Origin of the sequence: Paenibacillus stellifer, assembly GCF_000758685.1 — a bacterium.
GTDB classification, from domain to species: domain Bacteria; phylum Bacillota; class Bacilli; order Paenibacillales; family Paenibacillaceae; genus Paenibacillus_AQ; species Paenibacillus_AQ stellifer.
Genome location: NZ_CP009286.1, coordinates 527075 through 549158, shown reverse-complemented (window position 1 = coordinate 549158; position 22084 = coordinate 527075). Strand labels below are relative to the sequence as shown.

Below are 22084 nucleotides of genomic sequence, written 5' to 3'. Positions count from 1 at the left end.
TTTTCTTGTGAAAAAAGTAACTTCCGATCGTCCAAACGATCCTGTTTTTTCGACTATATCAATTATTCAAGGATAAACACCTGACGGCGTCCTTAGACGCCATGCTTTACCGAGAAATAGAAGACCTGTTGTAAGCAACAACTTATAAAGTCTTATATTTTAAAACATTAATTAAATTGCAGCGAGCCCAGTGTATACCCCGCATAAACCGGCGTCAGGCTGTTCACAAGCTCTTGCTCCGATGTTTCACCAGCCGCCCCGTTGCCGCTCAGCGCGTCCCGGTAAGCCCTGATAACCTCGCGAAGCCGCTCCGGCGTATAGGTCTGGCCTTCAATCCGGAAGCTCGAAATCCCTGCCAGGGCCAACTCCCGCACCATCGGCAGGTAACACAGCTCCTTGGCGAACAGCAGATGGCTCCGCCCGTGCTGGTCGCGGTATACCGGATTCTCGCCCTTGTCGGTCATCAGCACCAGCACCTCATTGCTCACATACCGGTTGTCTTCCTCGCCGACAGGCTCCATCACTTCGGTGTTCTCGAACAGGTCATGCTCCATATACATCAGCGCCGGTGTTCCGTGGACCACCATTTCCACCGGAAGATCACTTTTGGAAGCGAAGCCGGCAAAATGGTCCAGCGTCATCTCGGACGATACCGTCAACCGCTTCAGGCCCATCCGCGCGTAAGTCTTGGCGGCCAGTGTGTTGTAGATGTTGAGGCTCGTATCGCCAATCAGCTCATAACCGGTGCCGCTGTATCGCCGTACAGCTCCCAGATTCGTGACAAGCAGACCGTCGATCGGCAGTCGTTCGCCGTGAATCAGCAGCTGGTCGTACTGGTCGAAATGCAGCTCCGTCATCATGCGCGGCAGCGCCAGGATCAGCTTCGTCTCTCCCTTGATCCGGGCCAGTTCCAGGATATCGCGCTTCGTGAACGGACGGTCGGGCTCGTAGACGTCGCCGGACAAATACAGATGCTCCACCCGCTCCTCAAGCGCGGCTCTGGCCTGAGCCATGTTATTGACGCGAACCGCAATCCCTGCGGCATCAGGCGTGCGTTCCGGCCGAAGCTCCGCCGCCAGCCGTTCCTTCAGCTTAAGGACACGGTCCTCCGAGAGCTCCCGCTCCGCCGTCGGTGTGCTGAACACCTTGCCCGTGCTGTAGAATTTGCCGGTGCCTTCATAGCGCCGGTTGATGTTGCGCAGCCCCGGCTTGCCGAACGCATAAGCGGTGGAGAAATCGCGCTTGCGGTTCTTATACAGCAGCTTGGCGTCCACTTCCCGCTCAAAGCCGACCGGATCGTCGATATACCGGTCCAATGCGTCGCCGTAGCTGTTCACGATCATCGTGATGAAGTCCTTGTCGCGCATCCGTCCCTCGATTTTGAATGAGGTAATGCCCGATTCGATCAATTCCGGCAGATGCTCATACATGTACATGTCCTTGACCGCCAGCGGATATTCTGCCGGATAAATGTAACCGTCCTTTTTGATCCGGTAATCCCAGCGGCAGGGCTTCATGCATTTACCCCGGTTGCTGCTCATGCCGAACACCTGTGAGCTGAAGTAGCAGTTCGCCCCGTGAACGGAGCACATATCGCCGTGAACGAAATATTCCAGCTCCATTCCGCTCTCCCGCCCCAGATGCTTCGCGGTCTGCAGATCCATCTCGCGTGACGTGACGACTCGGCTTACGCCGAGATCCCGGAGCGCGTGAACCATTTCGAGATTATGCGTGTTCATCATAACCGATGCATGCAGCTGCAGGCCGAGACCCATTTCCCGGACCAGAGCAGGGACCGCCATATCCTGCACAATCAGCGCATCCGGGCGGATCTCATCCAGGAAGCCGAGGTAGTCACGCGCCTCCTCCAGTTCCTGCTCGCTGAGAAGATTGTTGACGGTCACATACAGCTTCTTGTCCAGCGACCGGGCGATCTGGATCGCCTCCGCCAGCTCCTCGCGCGACAGATTATAGCCCTTGCGCATCATTCTCATATTCAGCACAGGCCCGCCCAAATACACCGCATCGCAGCCGGAGCGCACCACTTCCTGAAAAATCTCGAACGTGCCGGCCGGAGCCAGCAGTTCAACTTCCTTACCGTTAAAATATCGCGTCATTCTTGCTTCCCCCTAAGTGTAACTCTTCTCCCGGTCCCGCTTATGCTACAGAACAGCCGAAGCCGCAGCCAGCAGAACGAACAGAGCGATAAAACAAGTATCAGCCGCCCCCCACCTCAAGCGGTGATACCGGGTACGCGGGGCCTCCATGCGGAAGCCGCGGGCTTCCATGGAATAGACCAGATCCTGCGCCCGCCGGAACGCCCCTACGATAACGGGAACGAGCAGGGTTACGAGCATGCGGCCTTTCTCCTTCAGCGGCAGCTCGCTGATATCGGCTCCCCGTGAAGCCTGGGCTTTCAGCACAATCTGGGCCTCATCCAGTATCGTCGGAATAAAGCGAAGCGCCAGACTGATCATCAGCGTAAAACGTCCCGGCGACAGCCCGGCCCGCTTCAGCGGCGACAGAATGCCCTCCAGCCCCTGATTCAGCCTCGCGGGAGTCGTTGTGAACGTGAGCATAGCGGTAAAGGAGACGAGCAGGAACGTGCGGATCACCGCGAACGCCCCGAGCCGGAAGCCGTCCTCATAGAGCTGGAAGGAGCCCAGGCTCAGCCAGACTCGCCCTCCCTTAACCGACAGCAGCTGCACGATAAAAATAAACAGCATCAAATACCTCAGCGACTTGGCCGCTCTGAGGTAATATTTCAGCGGAATCCGGGTGGACACCGCGATCATCAGCGACATGATCGCCAGCACGGCCATCGCTGCCCACGACCTCGCGAGCAGGATGGCGGCTGCATAGAGCAGCATCCCGATCAGCTTCGACCTCGGGTCCAGGCGATGCACCCAGGAGCCGGTCTCGATCGTTCTTCCCAGCAGCAGGCGTTCATTCATGGCCGGCCTCCTTCCCGCCGGCCTTCGAGGCCGCCGCGTTCCTGGATGAAGTCCGCCAATTCGCCAGCCGACAGTCTCGGCTCTTCATCGTCCTTAAGGCCGAGCCGGTCGGCCACCGCCCGCCAATACCGCAGAGAGTCCGGCACGGCCAAGCCGCAGTCCGCCAGGAGGCCGGGATTCCGCGCCAGCTCCCGGACGCCGCCCTGAAACACCGCGCGGCCCTGATTCAGCACGAGCCAGCGGTCCGCATATGGCAGAAGCTCGTCCATCCGGTGCGTGACGACGAGGACAGTCCGGCCGCGTTCCCGGCACAGCCGGTTCAGGAGGCCGATCAGCTCCCGGCGGCTGACCGGATCAAGCGACGCCGTCGGCTCGTCCAGAACGAGAATCTCCGGGTCCGCCGCCAGCACCGAAGCGATGGCCGCCTTGCGCATCTGCCCGCCGCTTAACCGGAACGGGTTGCGCGTGAGCAGCTCCAGATCGAGCCCCATATCCTCCATCGCCTTGCAGGCCCGCTCCCGCGCCTCCTCCGGACTCATGCCGAAGTTAAGCGGCCCGAACATCAAATCCTTCTCCAGCGTCTCGGCGAACATCTGCTGCTCCGGGAACTGGAAGACTAGCCCGACTCTCCGCCTGAGCGGAAGCAGCCGGGGAGGCTTCTCGCCGGGGCGAAAAGTGACGTCCAGAACGGACACCGTCCCCTGCGTGGGCCGGAGCAGACCGTTGAATAATTGCAGCAGGGTCGACTTGCCGGAGCCCGTCGCCCCGGCGATTCCCACCACCTGGCCCGCCGGAGCATCAAAGTCGATCTCGCGCAGCACCGTTTGCCTCCACAGGCTGCGCTCCGAGTAGGTATAGCTTACTTGCCGAAGTTCAATGGCCATAACGTGTTCACAAGCTCCTTTTCGCTGGAGGGAGTGCCGACCGGAAGCCCCCTGGCCGCAAGCTCGCGGCCGAGCTCCCAGGCATAGGGAGCATGCAGCCGGCACTTCTCCAGCAGCGCCTCGTTCCGGAACAGCTCGTCCGGTGTCATATCCAGGGCCAGCTTTCCATTGCTGAGGGCCAGCACCCGCTCCGATGACAGTATTTCGTCGGCGTCATGCGTAATCATCAAGATCGTATAGGAGCCCTCTGCATGCATGTCCCGCAGAATGTCCAACAATCCATTCCGGCTCTCCTCGTCCAACATGGAAGAGGCCTCGTCAAAGATGACGACGCCGGGCTCCATAGCCAGAATGGATGTGATGGCGACCCGCTGCTTCTGCCCGCCGGACAACTCTCCGGGATGCTTCCGCAGGAGGCCGGTGACACCGAGCTTATCGGCATACAGATGAAGCCTGCGCTCCATCTCCTCGCGCGGCAGGCAGAGTCCCTCCAGGCCGAACAGAATGTCGTCCTCCACCGTCTCTCCGACGAACTGATTGTCGGGGTTCTGGAAGACCATGCCGATATTCCGGCGGATCTCCGTGACGTTCTCATCATTCAGCGTCATGCCGCAGACCGTGATTTCTCCTGCGCTTTTGAGAATCAGCGCATTCAGAAGCTTCACCAATGTCGACTTGCCCGAACCGCTGGGACCGACAAGGCTGACCCACTGTCCCTGAGGGATGCCGAGCGTAATGCTCTGCAATATGGGATGCTCCGGCTCGTAGCCGAAGGATACTTCCTCCATCGTCACGGCATCCGTGCCCCGGTCCGCCGCACGCCGCTGTTCGTCTTTCCCGTTCATGCTGTCTCACCTCCTGCGGCCATTTGCCTTCCGCTTATCGTAAAAAGTCCTCAAAGATCGATATTTTTGTCAGCGCGTTTACCAAATACCGCACCGAGTAGCCGACGGCAATACCGGTCACAATGCCTGTCACCAGAAGGATCGGCAAATAATACATAATGCTGGTCGTTCCCATGACGATGGAAGCCGCGACCAGTTGTCCGAAGTTATGGGCGATGCTGCCTGCGATACTGACCCCGATCAGACTCAGGCGGTTCTTTCCGCCCTTCATTAGAAGGAACATGACCGCGAAGCTGAACAATGAGCCGAACAGGCTGAACAGCAGGCTGGAGAACGTACCGAGGATGAACGCCGTCAGTATGGTCTTCAGGATGACCAGCACGAAGGCATCGCGTCCCCTGAGAAAATAAATGCATGTCAAAATCATGATATTGGCGAACCCGAGCTTGGCCCCGGGCATAAGTCCCATCGCCGACAAGGGAAGCTGGGCTTCCAAAATCCCGAGCACTACCGCCACCGCCGAAAAAATCGCGACGATTACCGTTCGCTTCAGCGCCCGGGACGACTCGCTACTGGACAACCCCATCGATCTCATCCTCCCCTGTCGAACTTGCAATCTCTACCAGAACCCGATGCGGCAGGCAGACGATGGTCTGCTTGGGCCGGGTAATGAAGCCGAAGCCCAGGCAGACCTGATCGGGACAGTCCGCTTCATACATTTCGATGCCGTAATCGTGAACCTTCAATATGTTATATCCCTTCTCGGTCCGGATATCGATGGTCTGCTCTTCTTTCGTCAGCTTGACCGTACGGTAGTGCTTGCCGTCAACTGTGATATTGGCCACCAGATTCTTTCCCGCTTCTTCCCCGGCATCCTTACCGAAATAACGCGGAGCCAGAAAAGCGAGCGCGGCGATCAGCACCACGGCAATCAGCAGCATATCTGCGCGTTTCATAAAATTCTCCCTTATTTTTTAAATTAAATGATGACCAGACTTAATAATTATACTGGTCCGTTTCTGATCCTTCAATGAATGCATAGGCATTATAGCCGATTTCACGCTACTTTCACAAAATGTATTTATGATTAGAAAAAAAAGGATTACCCGGTTTGATCGGGATAACCCTTGGAGGCGTATTCATCGCGCGGGGCAAAAGAGGATAAGAAAAGCACCACGAACTCGGATGTGAACAGACTGTCCAGCAATATTGCATTTGTAAATCCTGTCTGTTTGTGCTATAGTATAATAATATTTGATTTTTCCATGCAAAAGGGATTATTCGTTAAAGGATAACCCAGGACTGTTGTACTAAGTATATCGGCGTTCTTTTTAGAATTGATTACATGTACTTATAGACCTTTATATACCTTAAAATTTTCAAAGAACTTGGCGCTCGGGGCTTCACCGGCCCTTTCACCGTAGCACCGCAGGTTCTTCTGGTAAGATGATATTGAAGCTGTAGATTTTCCGATTCACACTGGAGCGGTCATTGGAGCCGCAAGGATAGAAGAGAGGCAGGGCTTTTATCGTTTTGGATGCAGAACTGTTATCGCCATACGGCTGCTGGAAATGAAAGAGGAGTATAGAGACCGCCATTTCAGGCAGGCGGTAGGGAAAGATTAAATATACGCGGAAGCTGTTCTCAGTTGCATAAGAACGGAGATTTCCGCCACATATAAGCGCCCGGCATTCGCATAAGCGAAAGCCGGGCGCTGTCCATTTTTACGGAGAATTCTTCGTGTACCGGGCGACAAACTCCCCTACCTGGCTAATATATCCCGCCTTGTCCGTATCATAAGCCAGACCATGCCCGGCCCCGGGCACAACCATCCGTTCCTTGGGTCCGCCGCATGCTTCATACAGCTGGTCCAGCATGAAGTAAGGGACGAACGTATCCGCATCTCCATGAATGAACAGGATCGGCACTCCGGACCGGCGAACCTGCCTCAGTGCAGAGGCCTCCCGGAAGGAATAGCCGGCCTTGATGGCCGAGACCAGACTTGCGGCCTGAAGGAACGGAAAGGACGGCAACCGGTACATTCGCTTCAACTGATAGGATAACTCGGCGGCGACGGAAGTATAAGCGCAGTCGGAGACAATCGCCTTAACCTGCGGGGGCAGCTCTTCGCCTGAAGTCATCAGTACAGTCGCTCCGCCCATCGATACGCCGTGCAGCACGATCTGCGCATCACCCCCCGTCTCCTCAATGACGCGGCGGATCCATTTGACATAATCCAGACGCTCATGCCAGCCGAACCCGATGTAGCTCCCTTCCGATTGACCATGCCCCCGTGCGTCGGGCAACAGCACGTTGAAGCCAAGCCTGTCATGATAGAGCTTCGCATACGCCCCCATGTCCTTGGCTTTGCCCGAATAGCCATGTGCGATAATCGCGGTCCGTCCTCCGGCCCGTTCCGAAGGAATCCAGTAGCCGTGCAGCTTCAGGCCGTCATCCGAGGTCAGTTCCAGCTCCCGAATCTGCTGGGCGGCGATCCACTGCTGTCCTTCTCCCCAGGATGCACCCGCCGTAGGCGGTTCTTCCTTCATTTTCACCTTGGCCTTCGGCGTGCTTGCAATGAACATTTTGGGAGTCCTGAATATAGCGACTTTGTAAAAATAGAGACCGGCATACGTAACGCCGCCTGCGCAAACCGCAACGGCCAGCACCGCAATGATCATCCACAACAAATCCGCCACCTCGCCTTCTCCTGCAAATACGACAACAGATAACACCCAGTATATCAGATCGGAAGGTACGGACAAAAACAACACCCCTTGGAATGTCACCGGAAACCCAGGGGGTTCCAATGTCTCTTCCAAGGGGTGCATCTCAAATGAATGAATGCCCTTATAGGTACTGCAGATTATTCGAATTTGCGTCTTCCCTTTAATCTCAACAGCAAGCCAATCGCCAAGATTGCAGCGCCGCCTGCGTAGTAAGGCATGTGGCTCTCTTCCCCGGTCTTAGGCAGCTTGCCGACAGGCGCAGGAACTCCTTGAGGCACAGGGTCATCGCCGAGTTCCAGCTCTTCAGGCTTCGGCGTTACCAATGGGGCGGGAGACGCGGAAGGCGTCGCCGTTGGTGTCGCTATTGGTGTTGCAGTTGGTGTTGCCGAAGGCACGCCTAACGGAAGAGGATTATCATCAATGGTAACCTCATCACCCGAAGGTGTGGCAGAAGGCGACGGCGTCGGTGATAGCGTCGGTGACGGAGCCGCCGATGCTTCAGGCGAATTTACCGGTCCAATAGGAACGGGTTCATCGTTGATGACGGTTGTCGATTCGGAAGTCGGCGTTGGCGTCGGGCTCTCGATCGGCGTTACCTCTGGCGTCGGACTTGCGGTTTCGATCGGCGTATCCGGTGTCGGCGTTGGCGCCTCGCTTGGCGTCACTGGCGTCGGTGTTGGCGGCTCGCTCGGCGTCACTGGTGTCGGTGTTGGCGGCTCGCTTGGCGTCACTGGTGTCGGCGTTGGCGGCTCGCTTGGCGTCACTGGTGTCGGCGTTGGCGGCTCGCTCGGCGTCACTGGCGTCGGTGTTGCCGTCTCGCTCGGCGTCACTGGCGTCGGTGTTGGCGGCTCGCTCGGCGTCACTGGCGTCGGCGTTGCCGTCTCGCTCGGAGTCTCCGGTGTCGGCGTTGCCGTCTCACTCGGAGTCTCCGGCGTTGGCGTTGCCGTCTCGCTCGGCGTTACCTCTGGCGTCGGACTTGCGGTTTCGATCGGCGTATCCGGTGTCGGCGTTGGCGCCTCGCTTGGCGTCACTGGTGTTGGAGTTGCCGTCTCGCTCGGTATCTCCGGCGTCGGCGTTGCCGTCTCGCTCGGAGTCTCCGACGGTGTTGGCGTCGGGCTCGCTGTCTCCGACGGTGTTGGCGTCGGACTCGGGCTTGGACTTACGCTTGGGCTTGGGCTCGGGCTTGGGCTTGGGCTCGGCTCAGGCGTCTCATCACTTCCCGTGAACGGATGATGATTGAACTGCCCGCCCCCTACAACCGAAGCCGCGATGAGCGTGCCGTTGAATTGGCCATTGTCGAAATTGACGGCCGCTCCCGGGGCCAGTACACTGCCTTCCACTGCGATCCCTCTAATGACAAGCTCGGAAGCCTGGCTGTAATTGAGCAGAACATGCTCGCGTGAAATACCCTGCAACGAGAAACCAAAATACTGAAGCTGATTCGAGGCGCCGTCAACATTAACGATTACTGTCGATTCGGCTGGAGCATCGATCACCAGCGTATTGGCCTGGGACAGATCGCTGCCTGAGACGGAGAAGATGTTCATCCGCTTATCTTTTCCTGTGAGTGTCAACCGTCCCCACTGGTACTCGGTCACTCCATTTGCTTCCAACGCCGCCAATCGCTGCGATGTCTCTGTCAAATAACGAAATTCCGACGGGAAGTCGATAGGCGTGCCCTGGCTCTTCGTTCCGGTGACATTCACTTCCGCCCCGATTTGGCCCGTTCCTCCATATACCACGTTTCCAAGAATCTCGCCGCCATTGAACGTCAAGTTTCCGCCAGCCACAAGAACGGCGGGCTTTTCGCGCTCGCTGCTGCTAAGCTTAAACCCGACAGAATAACCGTTTAGCGTAACATTTCCTCCGGCAGCTAATCTTCCTTCCGTATCCGTGAAAGACTGCGTAAAATTGCCTAGTATGAAAGCATTATAATATCCCGCTGTCCCTAAGAACCCGGCCGCTGCTCCGTCAGCCTTGCCAGCAACCCCAATAGTGCACCATACCAAGATCATCCCGGTCAGCATCAAGGATACCCATGATTTCAAATTCTTCATCAATTGCCCTCACCTCTAAAATTGTCGATTAAGGTCAATGGCTGCAGCGGCTTATAATAACAGCAAAAAGGCCGCCTTGATAGCCTTGACTGGCTTTCATGGCGGCCGGACGATCATGGCGTTGTGTACACGCGGTAGACTCCTGGGCTTTGCGTCGCAGCCTTTCGACTGTTTTGCGTTTATACATGAACAAATGAAATTATCTATGACTTTTGTCTCTCATATTATGGAATTCTAGCACCCTATATATGATTCGTCAATCCTATTTCTTGGTACTAATCCGGTCCTTTTACTCATACATATAAGATGTGAATAGGTAGTTTTTGCGCATATTAAAGGGACCGCCTTCAGAAAGACGGTCCCTTCTCTCTATAAATCGATCTATATACCCATTAAACAAGAACGGTCACAGCACGCGCAGCCAGCCAATCAGAGACATCCACAGCGGAACACTGAACACAACGCCAAACATCAAGCCGCGGAGGAAACTGCTTTCCATTCTCATGATAATTCCTCTTTCCTTAACTAATATTTTTAATTTTAATTACCTGAATTTAATATAGCTCATGTGCGATTATAAGGTTGTGAATTATATCACAATTCGCAGACATGTTTAGAAATTCCATTGATTATTTTTGTGAGTTGGAGGTAAAATACGAATATATGTTCCCATTATTCCGAGGTGATGTCCGCATGTACAGATCTCAGCGCGAAGACCATATGCTCGTCAAGTCCTGCGTGATGCTGCCGCTGATTCTGTCGGCCTTCGAAAGGGATGCCCAACTGATCGCAACCCACCTCCGGACGCCCGCTCCCTATCTGGACATGCTGCAGGCCGCCGCCCGCCTCGCAACCTGCGATCTGCGGGATGTACGGAGCGAAATGAGACGGCGCGGGGTCAAAATCTACGAGCAGCGGCGGAGACCGGACGGCATTGAAGCCAAATATGTCTGCCACGGCTTTCATGAAACCATGCTGCTGCTTAACGACATCATTGCTGCGCAGGCCGCCATACATATGCGCAAATATCTGGGCCTCGACATCTCGGCCTACCAGAGCTATGAAGATCAGTATCAGCTTGGCGTTCGGCATTCCCATTAAAAAAAGCGGCTCTGCCGTGGGAGTCGGCAGAGCCTTGAACTATATATACACAAAACACTGGGGGGTGTTTGGTATCTCTAATATACCCCCCGAACCTGAAAAAAACCTGATCGCAACCTGAAAAAATCATTAAATTTTAGCCGGAAGCTTCTGTTTCTTGAATAATGGCCGCTCAAATCTAAAGAAATAACGAAAGTTATTCCGAGGGACCGGACTTTCCCTCAAAAAAAGTGCCCCGCCGTTATCCGGCAGGGCCAATATATATGTCGTAAGGGGGTATGTCCTTACTATAAGGGGTCAAGCTTAAATTTGCATGAAGAGCAGATAAAAGATTGATGAAATCCCTCTGCCCGTGGACGGGCAGACCTGGAGGGAAACTGATGTCTTTACATTGTTTCCCTTACCAGCACAGCACATCCATGTATCAATATTTTGTCCGTTAGAGGAATTCAGGATGGGAAGGCGAACTCTACGGAGAGCGGCATTTTCAGGATTACAGCACAAATTTTGAATTTCTTTGTATTCACTTACACTGAATTGCAATCGTTTGCACTCAATGTCTGGCGGATCATGTTCCCTGAGCCTGTGCCTTCCAGCCTCCGGTTAGCGGGACAGTACGCTAGCGGAGATGCAAGAATATCACGTAAGAATGAAGGAGAAGTGACTATGCCAACCCAAAAGGCGATCATCAAGTTCGGTTTGATTCTGGCCTGTCTGCTAATACTGATGCCTGGCTGCAGCCTCCGTCCGAATGCCAACAAGGAGCAGGAGCCGCAGGCAAGCTCGCAGGCGCAAGCCGATTTGGACCCAAACCGCTATTTGTATCCCGCATTTACACAGGTGGAAAAGCATGAAAATATCGTATACGCGAATAAACCTAATGCGAAAGGAAGCATGGAAAAGCTCCTGCTGGATCTATATGAACCTGCCCAGGATTCATTGAAAGCCAGACCGGTGCTGCTTATGGCGCATGGGGGCAGCTTCAGCTACGGCAGCAAGAGCGATATGGCCAAGTTCGCCGATGTGTTCGCCAAGATGGGCTACGTGGTGATTTCTGCCGATTACCGGCTGCGCGACAATGCCAACGAGGATTGGACCGGAGCGGTCAACGATGCCATTGACGATATGGGCAGTCTCTATGATTGGATTGAACAGAATGGCGCGGAATACGGCATAGACCCGGGGAAAATCGCGGTCAGCGGCGAGTCAGCCGGTGGGGAACTGACGCTGACTTTCATGAACGCGGGGGACCGGATTTGGAAGAGTCGTGACAAGAGCCATATTTTCGCTGTAATAAATCTGTATGGCCCCATGTCCTCTCCCCATGAAATTGATCCGCAAGACCCGCCTGTTCTGTTCATCCATGGAACCGAGGATCGGACCGCCGACTATGGAGAGACTCTGAAGATGGTCAAACAGCATCAGGCAAAGGGTGTATACACGGAGCTGTACACGATGGAAGGCGAGGGCCACGGAACGGACAAATACTGGACCGACGTTCTGTTTGAGATGACGCAATTTTTACATAAAACGCTGCTGAAGCACTGGAGCCCCGACCTCACGATCAAAGAAGGTCCGGTATTAGTCAGCTCCCGGGGCGACCGCTTCCGCATCACGCTGGAACAGAAGGCGGAGAAGTCCGGGGAAATCCGGGTCAAGGCGCCCGATTCCTGGGAGGTGCAGGAGAAGGATGATAAGGATGGGGCCGTGCAATATGAAATATCCGTACCGTCAGAGACATCCCGGGATTATTATCCCGTCAGCTTCCAGCTATCCGATAAGAAGGGGAAAGTGGCCGCCGACACCAGTCTCTATGTGAATCTGAAGAATCCGCTGGAGCTGACCTTAAAGCCGGGAATTTCAACTGACGGGCAGAACAAGCTGGTCAACATTCTATAGCGCCCGGTTGTTTATTGTGTTAATAGCTTCAGCAAGTATGATTTCAAATCGACCATTCGCAAATATTCGGGTTTGCGATTGGTTCCAGTGATAATCAAGGGAACAAGCGATTCAGTTTGCCGAATGGACCCATGCCCCCCACCGCCCTTGTGCGTCGGCGAGCTACTGTCCGCCAATTCGTAGCCCGGTTTAGCTGTAACGACCATGAAATCCCCTTGATGCGAGTGGAGAGCGCTTGCCAGCCTCTGCAATGCATCTGGATATGCGCCATACTCCAAACGTCCGTCGTCAGCATTGACTTTAAGATCGAGGACCCCGGAATCCTGCTCGATAGTCCACGACTGTTTGTAGCAGTCAATCATATTTCCTTTTTCTTTATATTTAAACCGCTTGGCGGTTCCACCCTGAATGACATGGATCCAATTTTTTTCTTGCCATGCGATAAAATCGATTCGCTCATCCCTGCTCAACGTATCGGCTAGATTTTGTAGCGAACGATTTGGTTTTAGCTTGTACACATAACCCATCGTTTCGTTAACAGCCAGAACGATTTCTGTCTGATCTGTCGCAGTTTCACCAGGACGTAAAATGTTGACCCCTTCAAACATGACGGGCAAATCGATCACTGGATTTTGATCGGCGGGCAGCAGCTGTGTCATACCACTGTCTCCCAAAATTACGAATATGACCTCTTTTAGAGCTTGTTCAGGGGAACCGAAGGATTGCAGTAGATTATTAACTTGCCCGTCCAATTTTTTGACTCCGTCCAGATTCGAGGGACCCTTTTGATGAAGCTTACGATCCAGATCCGGCAAATAAACAAACAAAAAATCAGGCAATTTGTTAGCTTGAATCAAATACTTAGCCGATTTGACAGAGAAATCGTTGTTCATCCCCATCCGATTCGTTAATCCTTGAGCCAAATTCACTTTCCCGTCAAGAGGGTTGGATAATGCGCCAAAAGCCAAGAAATCCGGACCTTTCACCTGAATATCCCGTTTCAAAGTGGTAGGAACTTGTATCCATTCTGGAATCGACAGTACATGGTCGTTCTTTCCTCGATAAACCAATCCGTTAATCGAACCTGATTTCAGGCCAATGTGAGCCAAATCTTCATAAATCGTTGGAATCTTTCGATTTAGATGGCTTCCGTTCAGGTTTATTAATGCGTCGGTCAATACGGTATCGACGTCCTGCCTGAACACCTCCATCGGTCCAGTTCCGTAATTGATAATCCTCTTTTTGTCGGAAGAATACCAGATAAGCCCCGGAACACCATGTACATCAGCATATTTTCCAGTCAGAAGCGAACTGTCGACCGTAACTGACATTGTAGGAAAAGAACTAACGACATCCTTATAATACTGTCCGTGTTCAATCAGAAATTGAAAAGTAGGAAGCTGCTTCTGCCGGATTCCTTCGTCAATGGCACTGGCCATCAAGGAGTCCGCCATTAGAAGGATCACTTTTGGGGAATTGTCGTCCTGTATTGATTTTACGTGCCGCAGATCCTGTTCTTCCGAATTAGGTTTTTGGCAGCCGGAAACCACGGTCATGATCTGAAAGACCAGCATAATGACTGCAGTTTTTCTCATATTTGTCCACTCGCTTTCATGAAAAATCCCCTTCAAATCCATGAATGGGGATAATTGTTGGCGTTTTATTTTGCCCTTTACCCTTTAGGTTTAACCATGAGCGCTGTCAAAAACGAGAAAATAATGACCGCCGAAGCTGAAGAACAGGAAAGTGCCGAAGAAAGCGGACAATCCCACGCTTACCGGAATCATCGCCTGCGTAGGAGTGTTGTCCCCCAAGTACGGCGCCATGTTCGCCGCGAAGTCGAGCATGAGCATCTCACTAAGACTTGAAATAATCCAGATCGATGTACAGCACACTGAATTGCTCCAGCTGAATGTAATTGGGATAACCCTCATCGATGATCCGATTGCCCGGGAGACTTGTCAGCGGATTCATAAAAATCCCCATCTCCGCGCGAACGTCAGCAACAGTCAGCAGCAGGCGCCGGATACTTACAGCTCCAAACAAGCTGCATTCCAGGGTGATCAGAACCAGGAGCTCGAACACGAAGACACGGTCGGTGTGCCCGATAAAATCATAAAATGACATTCAGAATCGGCTGAAAATAAGTCGTTAACAGATGCTGCCGCATAATCCTTTGCAGTTCAGAGAATCCGCGCTGTCTATAACAGCAAGTTTTAGGGCCATCCTTTGCGGGATGGCCCTTTCATTTTTAAAACACAGGTTCACATTACCCTCTCATCTTCTTGATCCCCCTCGATCGTCTTGTTCCGTAGACATGCGCCATGCTCCTGAGTCCACGTCCACATCGCTTCAAAAATCGGTTGCAGCGCCTTCCCGCTCTCGGTAAGGTCATATTCGACATGCAGCGGCACGCCCGGGTAAAGTGTACGCGTGACGATTCTTTTTTCCTCTAACAGTCTCAATCGGTCGGTCAACGTTTTCGGACTAATCGGTTGCAGTTTACGACGCAACTCGCCAAAACGTCGATTTCCGTTGAACAGTTCAAATAGGAGAAGAAGCATCCATTTGCTATCCAAGATTTCCAGAATAGGTTCAACAGTGCCCGGGCAGGATTGATCCATCATTTTGACCACTCCATAGTTCATTTTTTGAAACTATTGCACTTTAATGTAACTACTTTTCAAATGTACCACAGATCATTTAAGATTTGAAGCAAGGAAAGGAATCCTTGGTTAGAAAGGAGGGGTCCTCTTGAATAGACCGTTTGAATTGGACGCTGTGGAGTTCCCGTTCACCGATCGCTGGCTGCCATACCGCGACGGTTGTATCCACTACGTCGATGAAGGGCAAGGGCCAGCGGTTCTTCTCCTGCACGGAAACCCTACTTGGTCTTATCTTTATCGAAACGTAATTAAGGAGCTTCGTGCGGAGTTCCGCCTTATCGCTCCAGACTACCCCGGATTCGGGATGTCGAAGGCGCCTGACGGCTACCGGTTTACACCACAAGAGCATTCGAAAGCCGTTCATGACCTGATTCAACATTTGAATCTAAAGGAATTGATTCTAGTCGTTCAAGATTGGGGAGGTCCCATCGGCCTCAACTACGCGGTACGGCATCGAGATAACTTGCGCGGCATCGTCGTGATGAATACTTGGGCATGGCCCGCGAAAATATTGCCGATGAAACTGTTCTCGCTCGCCATGGGTGGCTGGCCTATCGGGTACTGGCTTCAGACACAGCGTAATTTTTTCGCCAAAGTCATTGTCCCTCATGGTATATATCATGCGGAGAAAGTCACGAATCGTTTGCGCAAAGCTTATACAGATCCGTTCCCGACTCCGGAGTCCAGGATACCGACATGGGTTTTTCCAAGGTATATCCGTAAAGCGCGAAAGTGGCTCGCCGACATTGAATCAAAACTGTCTAATTTGTCCGATTTGCCCGCATACATTTTGTGGGGGACGAAAGATAGCGCCGGCTTCCCGCTCGAACAGATGGCCAAATGGAAAAAATATTTGCCGATGAACGAAACCGAGATTCTGGAAGATGCTTCACACTACGTTCAAGAAGATCGTCCGGAACGGGTGGCGGCAGCTATCCGAACACTATCGAAACGAATAGAAGGAGGAGTAAGACTATGAAATCCGTTATATGGGCAACCTTAACCGCCAACGGCAATTATGCACAATCCGGCCCCCAAAATCCGCCAAAAAAAGAAGCGTTGGACGACTTCTTTACTCACGCCAAATCAGCAGGAAACTTCATTGTCGGGCGTCGGACCTTCGAAGGAATGCGCGGCAGCGGTGGACCAGGGCCCTTTGCCGATATTGATATCGTTGTAGTTTCTAAAAGCGCCACGGCAATTCCGGGAGTAAAGGTTGTAAGATCGCCAAAGGAAGCCTTGGATTATCTGGAAGAGAAAGGGCATCGGTCCGCTCTTATTAGCGGTGGTACGGAAATCCACAATTCATTCCTGGGGCAAGGACTTGTAGACGAAGTGATTTTCAATGTGGCACCTGTATTGGAAGGTAGAGGATTGAATCTCTTAATCGACAAAGATAACTATTGTTTTAAGCATGTGCAGCTGTTGGACTGCAAACCTCTCGGCAGTGGCGTCGTTCAACTGCGCTATGCGATTGATCGAACGGTTTCCTAGAAGTTTATGCCGAATTATCTTCAGCCAGCGCCATGGCTCCTTTCGAGGGGTCATTATTATGTTCAGAAACATGCAATAGATTAACTCATCCGAAAACCGTATCCAGATTTTAAAGGCAACACTTATTCGTATACTTCTTAAATGTGCTTGATAAACTTGGCCTACTTATAACTTTCTAAGCGCAAACACATTAGTCGATTACAGGGTAGACGAATGGTAGACAAAGAGCTATTTACAACAAAACGGCGCGGTTCCCGAAACCTCGGAAACCGCGCCGTTATTGACATTCTCAGGATGCTGGTGAAGGGAATTGAACCCCCGGCCTACGCATTACGAGTGCGACCCAGCAGGGTTCTACTAGGTATAATTAGGTCTCACAAGTAATTAAAATAAGAGTTCATTTGCCCCTAAGTATGCTTAAGGTTCTATTGATATTCATTAGCCGTTAGAAGTTTTGTTAGAAGAAAAAGGACAGCCCTATGCGACCCGATCAGCAAACGGGTCCCACAGCCGTAAGGTGACAGGCACGCCTTCATTCAGGCTGTAAATAAGCGCCCGGTCGATCTCTTCCAGTTGCTGCTGATCAAAAACCGGCTTCTCCCGACGCCGACCTTCATGCTTCTCTTGCTCCATACGCGCACGATGCTCTGGCAAAATGAATTTGCTCTTCCACAGTCCGCCTTCAAGTTTTTTCATGTTGCTCTTCTCTTATCTTTTTCGCTTAAAATCACACAGCATCTCGGTACATACGTTCGTATTCATTGGATGTAAAATACCCAATCGCTGAATGGATTCGTTTTCCATTGTAGAAGCAGGTAATGTATTCAAAAATGCGTTTCTTGGCTTGCTCGCGTGTTGTGGATTTTTCCAAGTACACGAGTTCTTTCTTCAGCACAACCCAATGATTTTACGGCTGTACAAATCCATTATACTTGCCAGATAGAGCCAGCCTTCATTCGTTGGAACATACGTAATGTCAGCCACCCAGGCCTCGTTTGGAGCGGACGGCCTAAATTGACGATTTAACACGTTCTCATGATGTAATATAAGGCTTCCTCACTCTTCCAGGACAATTTGCTTTAACTGAATGACTGGACTTCTCAGTTCCTGTTCTTGTTCCAAGTAGGCGCAAAGCGCCTGAATGAGCGATCTCCTGGGCTGAGTCTGAAAGATCTCCGTCCCCAGCAATTGAACAATCTCCTGCAGCTCCCTCCGCCGGGCAAGCCCGCCGGGCCAAGCCTCAAGCAGCGCGGTCACTCTGCCGAACAATTCTTCGATAATTCTTTCTTTCTCGTTATTCCAATCCTTTGAATCTGAATGAATAAATTTTGTGAAGGCGCTTTGTTCAAGTAGCCCCTTCGAACCTGACCTAGACATATGTTCGACTAGCGCATCCATTTTATCGACGATGAACCATGCTGTATCCTCTATCGACAGCTGCTTCATTTCGAAGATGATGCGCTGCAGATAGTCCTTCAGGATCGCACGGTAAATAAAAACTAGATCCCAGAGAAACGATTCGATTCTCTCACCATAAACTTCAAGCAGCCAAGATCTATGCCACTCCATCATACGGGCGCGGACATGATTCCTTAGTGAACGAAAAGTTGCGTACTGCGTAATAGGAAGATCTACGAAGTCAACCATAATGTGACTGTATTCAATAAAATACTGAAAGCGAAATACGATTTGATTGACGAGCCGCTCCTTGGGAGTACCCGTCTCGGTTTGTTTCAGGTGCTCAGCCCGATCAAAATAAATCGTCTGGCACTCGTCGAAAACCGCGCACAATAAGTCCTCTTTGGACGGAAAATATTTGTACACTGAACCCTTTGCAATGGAACAGTCCTGAGCAATTTCCTGAATCGAGGTCGCCAGAAACCCTTTTTCTTTAAACATCTTAGAAGCCGAACGAATGATATCCTGTTTGGTTACACTCATCTTACGTATCCTCCACTTGACAATTTAAAACTCATAGTACAAAATTATGAACATATAGTCAATTGACCCATAATTCAAAATAGCGAACTGTAGGTCAAACCGAAGCAAACTCAATTTTTTAGTTGGAGTGTGATTGATCTTGGAAGAACTTTTGTTTCAATTTTCTAAGACGGCATTAATCGTAATCGACTTGCAAAAGTGGCTTGGAACCCAGTATGCCCCCCACTCGGCAGAGAAAGTCGTCACCCGCGCCGCCACTATGGTTCAAGCATTCCGTGAGGCAGGCGCATTCGTTGGGCTTGTTCGCGTATCCACGAAAGACTTCAAAGACATGCCTCGTCCGTTGCTGGATCAGGCCCCCCCAACCTTCAATCTGGTGCCTGGATGGGATGAAATTGTGCCCGAGATCGGAGTCACTGACACCGATCATTTAATTACCAAGCGCCAATGGGGAGCATTTTACGGAACGGACTTGGATCTGCAGCTGCGCCGGCGGGGCATCACGACGATCGTGCTTTGCGGCATTGCTTCTGGTATCGGCGTAGATACCACTGCGCGTGAAGCTTTCGCCCATGGGTATCAGGTAGTTTTTGCGACAGATGCCATGACCGGATTCAGCGAGGAGGAACATGAACACGTAATTAAGGCCATCTTCCCGCGTATTGGCAGAATCCGCTCGACCGAGGACATTCTTGCTTGCGCTGCGCTTCAATCTTATCCGGCATCTATATAATGGGAGCGATAAAAATCCATTAAGAAAGGCTGTGACAGGCAACTTGCTCCTAACCTGTCACAGCCCTCTCTCCTTTCTACTCTTTATCACCTATTACCAAAAAAACTCGCGTCAATTTTGATACGGCATAGAGCGAAATCATGAAGATTGCCAAAAACCTGCTACGGGGTGTTGTATCTCGGTCGCGCCTATTATAGTGAAGATATAGAGTGATCCAAAAACAAAAACATAATTGTAATCGTGTTGAACCAACGTTTTGGGGTAACCATCTTCATCTACTTGCAATAAAAAGGAAAATGACTCCTCCCTCAGCTTCGTAAAATGTCTGTCCCCCTGTAATGCCGATATTCGATTTTGTACCCGTTTTCCGTCTCCTCCTGGCTCACTTGCGGAAAGTCTGCGGAAATGTGACGGTCTTTGATACCACAGACTATAAGCTTGCCGGAACCGATGAGAGATTCAGAGGATTGTTCTCTGCGCTTGTGACAAGCGCGGTGTATGAACGAATTGCGGCCCATTTCGAAGACCAGCTTAAGCATCCCCTTGAAATCAGAAGATATTATCGGAGATTTGAATATTAATTTTCGTATTGAGTAGGAGGGGGCCCCCGGAACTGACCCAATAACGTGAGACAAATCAAAGCACCTTCAAGAGAATGAAACCATGTCGTAAGATATGGAGATAACCTTGGAGGTGTTTTTGCGTTGGCAACACGAGTTAGCTATCCAGTAGAAATTAAGATGAAAGCCATTGAAATGAGATTAGCTGGAGTTCCGGTGCGGGAGATCATGGAGCAGTTAGGCATCCGAAATGTGACTCAACTAAAGGTATGGATGACGTGGTATCGAAAAGTGGAAATTCACCGTCTGCAGCAGCCTACGCCCCGAAATTGGATTGAGTCTAGTCCACTTAACAGTGTAAGCTAGATGCAGAGCTTATGGAGGGGATTTTTATGCAACAAAGAAGGTTTATGATCGGATTCAAACAGCAGGTTATGAGACCGGTTATTCGAACGGATAATGGTCCGCAGTTTATTAGCCATTTCTTCGAACAGGCCTGTCTAACACACGAAACGGTTCATGAACGTATTCTGCCCAAGACGCCGAACAAGAATGCGCACATCGAGTCGTTTCACAGCTTGCTGAAGACTGAGTGTCTGAGACGAAATGAGTTCTCAAGTTACCAAGAAGCGTGCAGCACGGTTACGTCTTATATTTCATTCTACAATGAGCGTCGGATGCACGGCAGCCTTTATGATCTTGCTCCTGAGCATTTTCGTAAAGCTGTTGCTGCACGGCAAGGCATTAAGGAATAAAGTTTGAGCAATTCAGAGTAATTCTAAGCCCGCCGTACGTTAAGTGAGCATGACTCAATAATTCGGGTGTTTAACCGTTTTTATCGTCCAGAACCTTTCCAAAAGTATCATTTAATTGGAGTGTTTCGACCTACACGGATCATACCTCTCAAATTATAGAATTAGCGCACACGCCGGCGGATTAAACTTTCTTTTTTCACTCTTAGGTTACTTTTCTTCTGATTGTCTTCCCCTTGCTGGGAGTTACCGCGAATAAGGACAGCAGTACACCGATTACACCTACCCCTGCCATTGTGCCGAATAAAACCCAATGTCCACGGTTCATCAGGAGCGAAACGATCGCCGGCCCCAATGCAACTCCAATAAACCTCATACTGCTAAATAGGGAAGTGATTGTTCCCCGATTGTCTTTTTCAAGCCCCTCCGTGATTAACGCATCCATACAAGGCAATGCCGCTCCAATACCAATGCCGCTTAAGGATAAGAATCCTACTATAAAATAAATATTGTTACTAAAACCAGTAATGAGCATCGCTGCCGTAAGAACAGCAATTCCACCGAACCCCAGCCATTTCATTAGTGGCTTGTTTTTGCCAATAATTTTTCCGCTCCCGTAAGAAGCCAGACACAAGAGCGCAAGCGGGATTGCCAACACAAAACCCTTTGTGGCTCCATGGAGGTTATACTTCGCTTCAAGTATCTCGGATAAATAGAACAACACTCCGAAAGTTGCAAACATACATATTCCGCCAATCGTAAATATCGCATACAGCCAGTGGCCCTTCTCGTGCAAGATTTCTTTTATTTCGGTTAAAAATTGCCCAATGCTCTTTTTTTCCGACTGTTCCCCTGTTTTTGGTTTTTTAACGAAGAACATAACTAGCATAAAGGAAATTAAGCAAAGGACTGGAATCGCAATAAAGGGAGCATACCACAACAATGTACCCAGATATGCTCCCAGGATGGGACTTAACACTTTACCAAAGGTATTGGCGGTCTCAATGATTCCCAATCCTTTGCTAACCTGTTTCTCATCCTTAAACAAATCTCCAACGAAAGGAAGTACGATCGGGAATGCGCCTGCGGCTCCAATCCCCTGAAGAAAACGTCCCCCTAGTATGACCCAATATGCATTTTCTCCGGTTAAAAACCAGGCTGCTGCAACACAAACTGCTCCGCCCAAGGCAGCAAGAATAAGACTGGGTAAAATAACAATTTTTCGTCCAAAGCGGTCGGATAAATATCCGGCAATTGGAATCATTAAGATGGCTATAAGACCATAAACCGTGATTATCATACTGACTTGAAAAGCATTGATGCCAAGTTCTTTAGAGATCTGCGGCAGAACAGGCAACAGCATGGAATTTCCAAGTGTCATGATTAGTGGGATGGAAGCAAGAGCAATTAAAGCGCCCTTTGTACCTTTCATGGAAGAACCACCTTTTTTATATTCACATTCGCTTATT

Annotated in this window: 22 protein-coding genes, 2 pseudogenes and 1 riboswitch; of the genes and pseudogenes, 7 read left to right on the top strand and 17 right to left on the bottom strand. The window is 51.1% G+C overall.

The genetic code is table 11. The annotated features are described in order from the left end of the window. Positions 1 to 167: 167 nt before the first annotated feature. From PSTEL_RS02670 to PSTEL_RS28280, 8 genes are all read right to left on the bottom strand, one after another. A complete protein-coding gene (locus tag PSTEL_RS02670; RefSeq protein WP_038693308.1) occupies positions 168 to 2117 on the bottom strand; it encodes a peptidase U32 family protein in 1950 nt (649 codons plus the stop codon). 45 nt (positions 2118 to 2162) lie between these two features. After that, the gene (locus PSTEL_RS02665) at positions 2163 to 2954 is read right to left on the bottom strand and encodes an energy-coupling factor transporter transmembrane component T family protein (protein ID WP_038693307.1); all 792 of its coding nucleotides are present in this window, start codon (positions 2952 to 2954) and stop codon (positions 2163 to 2165) included. Then, the gene (locus tag PSTEL_RS02660) at positions 2951 to 3838 is read right to left on the bottom strand and encodes an ATP-binding cassette domain-containing protein (protein ID WP_038693305.1); all 888 of its coding nucleotides are present in this window, start codon (positions 3836 to 3838) and stop codon (positions 2951 to 2953) included. Before PSTEL_RS02660 ends, PSTEL_RS02665 begins: the two co-directional genes overlap by 4 nt. Next, positions 3814 to 4683, bottom strand: a complete 870-nt coding sequence (locus PSTEL_RS02655; RefSeq protein WP_038693304.1) for an ATP-binding cassette domain-containing protein — start codon at positions 4681 to 4683, stop codon at positions 3814 to 3816. The genes PSTEL_RS02660 and PSTEL_RS02655 overlap by 25 nt, the downstream gene beginning before the upstream one ends. A 34-nt stretch (positions 4684 to 4717) precedes the next feature. Continuing rightward, complete coding sequence (locus tag PSTEL_RS02650) at positions 4718 to 5269, bottom strand: Gx transporter family protein (RefSeq protein WP_038693302.1); 552 nt, start codon at positions 5267 to 5269, stop codon at positions 4718 to 4720. After that, positions 5253 to 5639 (bottom strand): NusG domain II-containing protein, encoded by a 387-nt coding sequence (locus PSTEL_RS02645; RefSeq protein ID WP_038693300.1) that lies wholly within the window; start codon positions 5637 to 5639, stop codon positions 5253 to 5255. Before PSTEL_RS02645 ends, PSTEL_RS02650 begins: the two co-directional genes overlap by 17 nt. 768 nt (positions 5640 to 6407) lie before the next feature. After that, positions 6408 to 7364 carry an alpha/beta hydrolase gene (locus PSTEL_RS02640; RefSeq protein ID WP_038700013.1) on the bottom strand — a complete coding sequence of 319 codons (957 nt, stop codon included), beginning with the start codon at positions 7362 to 7364 and terminating at the stop codon, positions 6408 to 6410. A gap of 185 nt (positions 7365 to 7549) precedes the next feature. After that, positions 7550 to 7807 carry an LPXTG cell wall anchor domain-containing protein gene (locus PSTEL_RS28280; RefSeq protein WP_245625059.1) on the bottom strand — a complete coding sequence of 86 codons (258 nt, stop codon included), beginning with the start codon at positions 7805 to 7807 and terminating at the stop codon, positions 7550 to 7552. Between the two features lie 25 nt (positions 7808 to 7832). Here PSTEL_RS28280 and PSTEL_RS28275 point away from each other — a divergent pair, with 25 nt between their 5' ends. Further along, complete coding sequence (locus tag PSTEL_RS28275) at positions 7833 to 8645, top strand: hypothetical protein (RefSeq protein ID WP_052098146.1); 813 nt, start codon at positions 7833 to 7835, stop codon at positions 8643 to 8645. 44 nt (positions 8646 to 8689) lie between these two features. Here the strand turns inward: PSTEL_RS28275 and PSTEL_RS28880 are convergent. Next, a pseudogene (locus PSTEL_RS28880) lies at positions 8690 to 9427 on the bottom strand (choice-of-anchor A family protein); the annotation flags it as partial. A 139-nt stretch (positions 9428 to 9566) separates the two neighbouring features. Beyond that, positions 9567 to 9657, bottom strand: a riboswitch (cyclic di-GMP riboswitch). A gap of 505 nt (positions 9658 to 10162) precedes the next feature. On the opposite strand from PSTEL_RS28880, the gene PSTEL_RS02625 reads away from it, so the two are divergent. Further along, positions 10163 to 10570 (top strand): YhjD family protein, encoded by a 408-nt coding sequence (locus tag PSTEL_RS02625; protein WP_052098145.1) that lies wholly within the window; start codon positions 10163 to 10165, stop codon positions 10568 to 10570. A 666-nt stretch (positions 10571 to 11236) separates the two neighbouring features. Beyond that, positions 11237 to 12469 (top strand): alpha/beta hydrolase, encoded by a 1233-nt coding sequence (locus PSTEL_RS25965; protein ID WP_052098144.1) that lies wholly within the window; start codon positions 11237 to 11239, stop codon positions 12467 to 12469. Between the two features lie 11 nt (positions 12470 to 12480). Here PSTEL_RS25965 and PSTEL_RS02615 read toward each other — a convergent pair whose 3' ends face one another. From PSTEL_RS02615 to PSTEL_RS02605, 4 genes are all read right to left on the bottom strand, one after another. Beyond that, on the bottom strand, positions 12481 to 14106 hold the full coding sequence (locus tag PSTEL_RS02615; RefSeq protein ID WP_245625057.1) for an alkaline phosphatase family protein: 1626 nt from the start codon (positions 14104 to 14106) through the stop codon (positions 12481 to 12483). Positions 14107 to 14154: 48 nt separating this feature from the next. Further along, positions 14155 to 14295, bottom strand: coding sequence for a hypothetical protein (locus PSTEL_RS27345; RefSeq protein ID WP_156995756.1), 141 nt, complete (start codon positions 14293 to 14295; stop codon positions 14155 to 14157). Positions 14296 to 14326: 31 nt separating this feature from the next. Beyond that, positions 14327 to 14596 (bottom strand): nucleotidyl cyclase domain-containing protein, encoded by a 270-nt coding sequence (locus PSTEL_RS02610; protein ID WP_038693295.1) that lies wholly within the window; start codon positions 14594 to 14596, stop codon positions 14327 to 14329. 137 nt (positions 14597 to 14733) lie between these two features. Then, positions 14734 to 15096 carry a winged helix-turn-helix transcriptional regulator gene (locus tag PSTEL_RS02605; RefSeq protein ID WP_038693293.1) on the bottom strand — a complete coding sequence of 121 codons (363 nt, stop codon included), beginning with the start codon at positions 15094 to 15096 and terminating at the stop codon, positions 14734 to 14736. A 127-nt stretch (positions 15097 to 15223) separates the two neighbouring features. On the opposite strand from PSTEL_RS02605, the gene PSTEL_RS02600 reads away from it, so the two are divergent. Together PSTEL_RS02600 and PSTEL_RS02595 are read left to right on the top strand one after the other, a co-directional pair. Next, positions 15224 to 16114 carry an alpha/beta fold hydrolase gene (locus PSTEL_RS02600; protein ID WP_038693291.1) on the top strand — a complete coding sequence of 297 codons (891 nt, stop codon included), beginning with the start codon at positions 15224 to 15226 and terminating at the stop codon, positions 16112 to 16114. Beyond that, positions 16111 to 16629, top strand: coding sequence for a dihydrofolate reductase family protein (locus PSTEL_RS02595; RefSeq protein ID WP_038693289.1), 519 nt, complete (start codon positions 16111 to 16113; stop codon positions 16627 to 16629). The genes PSTEL_RS02600 and PSTEL_RS02595 overlap by 4 nt, the downstream gene beginning before the upstream one ends. 477 nt (positions 16630 to 17106) lie before the next feature. Here the strand turns inward: PSTEL_RS02595 and PSTEL_RS02590 are convergent, their stop codons facing one another. The 3 genes and pseudogenes from PSTEL_RS02590 to PSTEL_RS02585 all read right to left on the bottom strand — a co-directional run bounded on the left by PSTEL_RS02590 (position 17107) and on the right by PSTEL_RS02585 (position 18570). After that, positions 17107 to 17325 carry a YolD-like family protein gene (locus tag PSTEL_RS02590; protein WP_052098143.1) on the bottom strand — a complete coding sequence of 73 codons (219 nt, stop codon included), beginning with the start codon at positions 17323 to 17325 and terminating at the stop codon, positions 17107 to 17109. A 31-nt stretch (positions 17326 to 17356) separates the two neighbouring features. Beyond that, positions 17357 to 17664: pseudogene (locus tag PSTEL_RS28875) on the bottom strand (DDE-type integrase/transposase/recombinase); the annotation flags it as partial. 21 nt (positions 17665 to 17685) lie between these two features. After that, positions 17686 to 18570, bottom strand: coding sequence for a TetR/AcrR family transcriptional regulator (locus PSTEL_RS02585; protein ID WP_038693288.1), 885 nt, complete (start codon positions 18568 to 18570; stop codon positions 17686 to 17688). 139 nt (positions 18571 to 18709) lie between these two features. On the opposite strand from PSTEL_RS02585, the gene PSTEL_RS02580 reads away from it, so the two are divergent. Next, complete coding sequence (locus tag PSTEL_RS02580; protein WP_038693286.1) at positions 18710 to 19303, top strand: hydrolase; 594 nt, start codon at positions 18710 to 18712, stop codon at positions 19301 to 19303. 937 nt (positions 19304 to 20240) lie between these two features. After that, positions 20241 to 20618, top strand: coding sequence for an integrase core domain-containing protein (locus PSTEL_RS02575; RefSeq protein ID WP_084064613.1), 378 nt, complete (start codon positions 20241 to 20243; stop codon positions 20616 to 20618). 202 nt (positions 20619 to 20820) lie between these two features. Here the strand turns inward: PSTEL_RS02575 and bcbE are convergent, their stop codons facing one another. Then, positions 20821 to 22047, bottom strand: coding sequence for a bacillibactin exporter BcbE (gene bcbE, locus PSTEL_RS02570; protein WP_084064610.1), 1227 nt, complete (start codon positions 22045 to 22047; stop codon positions 20821 to 20823). Between the last annotated feature and the right edge of the window lie 37 nt (positions 22048 to 22084).

Excerpts from the sequence above, each read along its gene's own strand:
- PSTEL_RS02670 (WP_038693308.1), bottom strand. The coding sequence starts at position 2,117 with ATGACGCGATATTTTAACGGTAAGGAAGTTGAACTGCTGGCTCCGGCC.
- PSTEL_RS02665 (WP_038693307.1), bottom strand. The coding sequence starts at position 2,954 with ATGAATGAACGCCTGCTGCTGGGAAGAACGATCGAGACCGGCTCCTGG.
- PSTEL_RS02660 (WP_038693305.1), bottom strand. The coding sequence starts at position 3,838 with ATGGCCATTGAACTTCGGCAAGTAAGCTATACCTACTCGGAGCGCAGC.
- PSTEL_RS02655 (WP_038693304.1), bottom strand. The coding sequence starts at position 4,683 with ATGAACGGGAAAGACGAACAGCGGCGTGCGGCGGACCGGGGCACGGAT.
- PSTEL_RS02650 (WP_038693302.1), bottom strand. The coding sequence starts at position 5,269 with ATGGGGTTGTCCAGTAGCGAGTCGTCCCGGGCGCTGAAGCGAACGGTA.
- PSTEL_RS02645 (WP_038693300.1), bottom strand. The coding sequence starts at position 5,639 with ATGAAACGCGCAGATATGCTGCTGATTGCCGTGGTGCTGATCGCCGCG.
- PSTEL_RS02640 (WP_038700013.1), bottom strand. The coding sequence starts at position 7,364 with ATGATCATTGCGGTGCTGGCCGTTGCGGTTTGCGCAGGCGGCGTTACG.
- PSTEL_RS28275 (WP_052098146.1), top strand. The coding sequence starts at position 7,833 with ATGGTAACCTCATCACCCGAAGGTGTGGCAGAAGGCGACGGCGTCGGT.
- PSTEL_RS02625 (WP_052098145.1), top strand. The coding sequence starts at position 10,163 with ATGTACAGATCTCAGCGCGAAGACCATATGCTCGTCAAGTCCTGCGTG.
- PSTEL_RS25965 (WP_052098144.1), top strand. The coding sequence starts at position 11,237 with ATGCCAACCCAAAAGGCGATCATCAAGTTCGGTTTGATTCTGGCCTGT.
- PSTEL_RS02615 (WP_245625057.1), bottom strand. The coding sequence starts at position 14,106 with ATGGATTTGAAGGGGATTTTTCATGAAAGCGAGTGGACAAATATGAGA.
- PSTEL_RS27345 (WP_156995756.1), bottom strand. The coding sequence starts at position 14,295 with ATGGCGCCGTACTTGGGGGACAACACTCCTACGCAGGCGATGATTCCG.
- PSTEL_RS02610 (WP_038693295.1), bottom strand. The coding sequence starts at position 14,596 with ATGTCATTTTATGATTTTATCGGGCACACCGACCGTGTCTTCGTGTTC.
- PSTEL_RS02605 (WP_038693293.1), bottom strand. The coding sequence starts at position 15,096 with ATGATGGATCAATCCTGCCCGGGCACTGTTGAACCTATTCTGGAAATC.
- PSTEL_RS02595 (WP_038693289.1), top strand. The coding sequence starts at position 16,111 with ATGAAATCCGTTATATGGGCAACCTTAACCGCCAACGGCAATTATGCA.
- PSTEL_RS02590 (WP_052098143.1), bottom strand. The coding sequence starts at position 17,325 with ATGAAAAAACTTGAAGGCGGACTGTGGAAGAGCAAATTCATTTTGCCA.
- PSTEL_RS02585 (WP_038693288.1), bottom strand. The coding sequence starts at position 18,570 with ATGAGTGTAACCAAACAGGATATCATTCGTTCGGCTTCTAAGATGTTT.
- PSTEL_RS02575 (WP_084064613.1), top strand. The coding sequence starts at position 20,241 with ATGGAGGGGATTTTTATGCAACAAAGAAGGTTTATGATCGGATTCAAA.
- bcbE (WP_084064610.1), bottom strand. The coding sequence starts at position 22,047 with ATGAAAGGTACAAAGGGCGCTTTAATTGCTCTTGCTTCCATCCCACTA.